At 33.3% G+C, this 3,045-nt stretch carries 3 protein-coding genes and 1 pseudogene; 1 reads left to right on the top strand and 3 read right to left on the bottom strand.

What is annotated here, in order from left to right:
- Positions 1–179: 179 nt before the first annotated feature.
- Positions 180–314 (top strand): hypothetical protein, encoded by a 135-nt coding sequence (locus tag ACTG3Y_RS05605; protein ID WP_439151939.1) that lies wholly within the window; start codon positions 180–182, stop codon positions 312–314.
- Here the strand turns inward: ACTG3Y_RS05605 and ACTG3Y_RS05600 are convergent.
- The 3 genes and pseudogenes from ACTG3Y_RS05600 to ACTG3Y_RS05590 form a co-directional block, all read right to left on the bottom strand.
- Entirely contained in the window at positions 311–1,411 is a 1,101-nt protein-coding gene (locus tag ACTG3Y_RS05600; protein WP_439151938.1) for a TlpA family protein disulfide reductase, read from the bottom strand. The genes ACTG3Y_RS05605 and ACTG3Y_RS05600 overlap by 4 nt on opposite strands.
- A 4-nt stretch (positions 1,412–1,415) precedes the next feature.
- The gene (locus tag ACTG3Y_RS05595) at positions 1,416–2,837 is read right to left on the bottom strand and encodes a M20/M25/M40 family metallo-hydrolase (RefSeq protein WP_439151937.1); all 1,422 of its coding nucleotides are present in this window, start codon (positions 2,835–2,837) and stop codon (positions 1,416–1,418) included.
- Positions 2,830–3,045: pseudogene (locus ACTG3Y_RS05590) on the bottom strand (polyphosphate kinase 2 family protein); the annotation flags it as partial. The pseudogene ACTG3Y_RS05590 and the gene ACTG3Y_RS05595, both read right to left, overlap by 8 nt.

The raw sequence follows: 3,045 nt of genomic DNA, 5'->3' as shown, positions 1-3,045 counted from the left end.
CCGGCTGTAAACTCTTCAGGATACCCAGGGATTTCATAGTAAGGAAGTTCAATATTTTCTTGAGCTGAACTAAAACTGAGGGTAATCAATGCGATTATTAAACTAAATCTTTTCATAAATTATATTTTCTTTAACTCAAGTTACGCTTACTTTTCACTATTTTAAAATAAAGGATTAAAATGAAAAAGAAAAACTATATGTCTTACAGAACACTAGCTGATATGCACTATGATGGTGTTTACTTTAATGAACAATTACTCGCTATAAAAAAGAAAAAAGATTTACAGTTAGAAAAATTAAAAAATAAATTTTAATTGATTAATACCTGTATATCCCTTTCTATATTATCACTGAAGCCAAAATATTCTTTAACAATTACGCCATTTTTATCTACTAAATAGTACTTTGGAAATGAATTCACTTCAAACGTGTCGTGTATAGATGCATCTTCAAAATAATTACTAAATGTCACTTTCTTTTTATCTAATAACTCGATTGCTTTATCTTTATCTTCAGTAGATATACCATACACAACTAAGTCTTCAGAATAGGTCTTCTTTAATTCTTCGACATCTGGAAACGCCTTTATACACCAACCACACCAAGTTTCCCAGAAATCTAATAACACAATTTTAGAATTATCTATTGATACCTTTTTACCTGTTCTTAACTCTGTTAAATTTGTGATTGGCAATTTCTTTCCTAATACAATTGAAGGAACATCTTCTTCTGGCATTAATAAGGTATACTCTTTGATTTTATCTTTATAATTTTCTAATGAGCTACTTGTATTTTCATTTATTTTAATATCAGAAAATATTAAGTCTGTTGTCGATTTCTCTCCTTGCACTAAGGATGAACTTTTTATTTTCACAGGAATAAAATCGGCATTTAACTCTACCATTTTTATGCGGTTAGTCACTAAGTATGTGGTATCATCAGGAAATGTATACTTTATGGTATAATTTTCATCAGATTTTACTAATTCACGTGACTGGTACTCATCATCCAAACCAAAAAATGAAGTCGCTACCATTTGACCACCAGGACTTCCCATATAATAAAAGCCACCTTTACCCAACTCGTACATCATCTCTTTCTGGTCTAGCGTAAATGTTTTTCCCTGATCATAAATACTTATTACCGGGACATCATCTCGCTTGCCATAAAAGGAAAAACCAAAAATGGTATCTTCAGTTCGCTTTTCTAAGTGTGCAAAACCTTTATTATCCCATACAGCACCACCTTGAGAGAATGTATCAACACGTCTTATGTTGTATGACAGTTTATCAATTGATTCTACTTTTTCTGAATATTTAGTAAGCACCTCTTCTAAGGTGATGTCTTTTTTCTCTTGACAAGAGAATAAAAACACAAAGACTATTCCGATGTAAAAGCAATATATTTTCATAGCATTAATCCTTAATTTCAGTCTCGTTGCTTATCGTTTCTGTGCCATATTTATCTATTAAAAACACTAGTGCTGTCATTGTTGCTGCTCCCAATTCGAGCTCACGTTTATTGACATGCTCGAAAGTATCATTTGCTGCATGATGATGGTCAAAATAGCGTTGAGAATCTGGTCTGAGTCCTGCTAAGACTATATCATCATTTTTTAAAGGACCTATATCTGCGCCACTGCCTCCTTTTTCAAAATAATGAATTAAATAGGGTTTAAATAGAGGTCTCCATGCATCAATTTTAGAGAACATTAAGTCACTACAATCAAAACTAAATCCTCTTGGCGTAAATCCACCAGCATCACTTTCTAAAGCGAAGATGTGTTTTTCATTTTTTTGCTTTGCCACTTCTGCATATTTTCTACCACCGCGTAAGCCATTTTCTTCATTCATAAACAATACAACTCTAATGCTTCTTTTAGGCTTAATACCACTTTCTACTAAAAGTCGTAAAACATCCATAGACTGTACTACACCTGCTCCATCATCATGAGCACCATCTCCTAAATCCCATGAATCTAAATGACCACCAACAACAATATATTCATTAGGAAACTTGCTACCTGTAATTTCTCCTATAACATTAAACGACTGTACATCATCGAATTGCTGACAACTCATTTCAAGGTAGAACTCAAGATTATTATCTTTCTTTAAAGCTTTGCTGAGTTTTTCTGCATCATTAGTGCTTATCGCAGCAGATGGAATACGTTGGTCTACGGGTAAATCTCCGTAACCCATACTTCCTGTATGCGGATAATCATCTAATCGAGAACTTAACGACCGTACAATAGTACCAACAGCACCATATTTAGCAGCTTCTGCAGCACCACGATAACGCTCTACAGAGCAACCACCATAGGCTTGAAAGGTATTCACCAATTCCTGTTTCCAAGATCTGTTTATAAATACTATTTTTCCTTTTATATTCTTTTCGCCTAGTTTTTCTAAATCCTTATAAGTAGCTACTTCAACAACTTTAGCTTTTACCCCATCATTCGGTGTGGCTACCGAACCACCTAAAGCGCAAATATTAACATTATTATGAGTCCCTAAAGATTTAAAATAGGCTTTTTCTTTTTGACCTCTCACCCATTTAGGTACCATTACAGGTTGTAGCCAAACTTTATCTAATCCTAGTTTTTCTAATTCTGCCTTAGTATAGTTTACTGCTAATTCTGCGTCGGTTGAACCAGATAAACGTCCACCAATGGTATTAGACAAATAGTCTAACCAAGCATAACTCTGACCATTTGTTAATGACGTTTTATAAATAGTACTGAGTACATCTTCGTCTGATTGCGCATTAACATTCCAAGACAAGGCTAAGATACCAATAAGACAAATTCTTAAAATCGAAGTGAAATATTTATTCATTTTCTAATTGTTGTTTATACATATTAATGTTTGCTTTTTCCTTAGCAGGTAATTCTGGTTCTTTAATATCTGTGTATTCTTTTAAGGTGTCATATAAAACACGTGCTACTAAATATCTTGCTGTGGGTTTATCATCTGCAGGTATATTGAACCATGGAGCATGCTCTTTTGAAGTTCTATTTAAAGCGTCATCGTAACATTTTTGATA

It is taken from the genome of Winogradskyella sp. (assembly GCF_965656915.1).
GTDB lineage: Bacteria > Bacteroidota > Bacteroidia > Flavobacteriales > Flavobacteriaceae > Winogradskyella.
The sequence above is the reverse complement of the archived record's forward strand: the minus strand, read 5'-3'. Positions and strand labels throughout refer to the sequence as shown.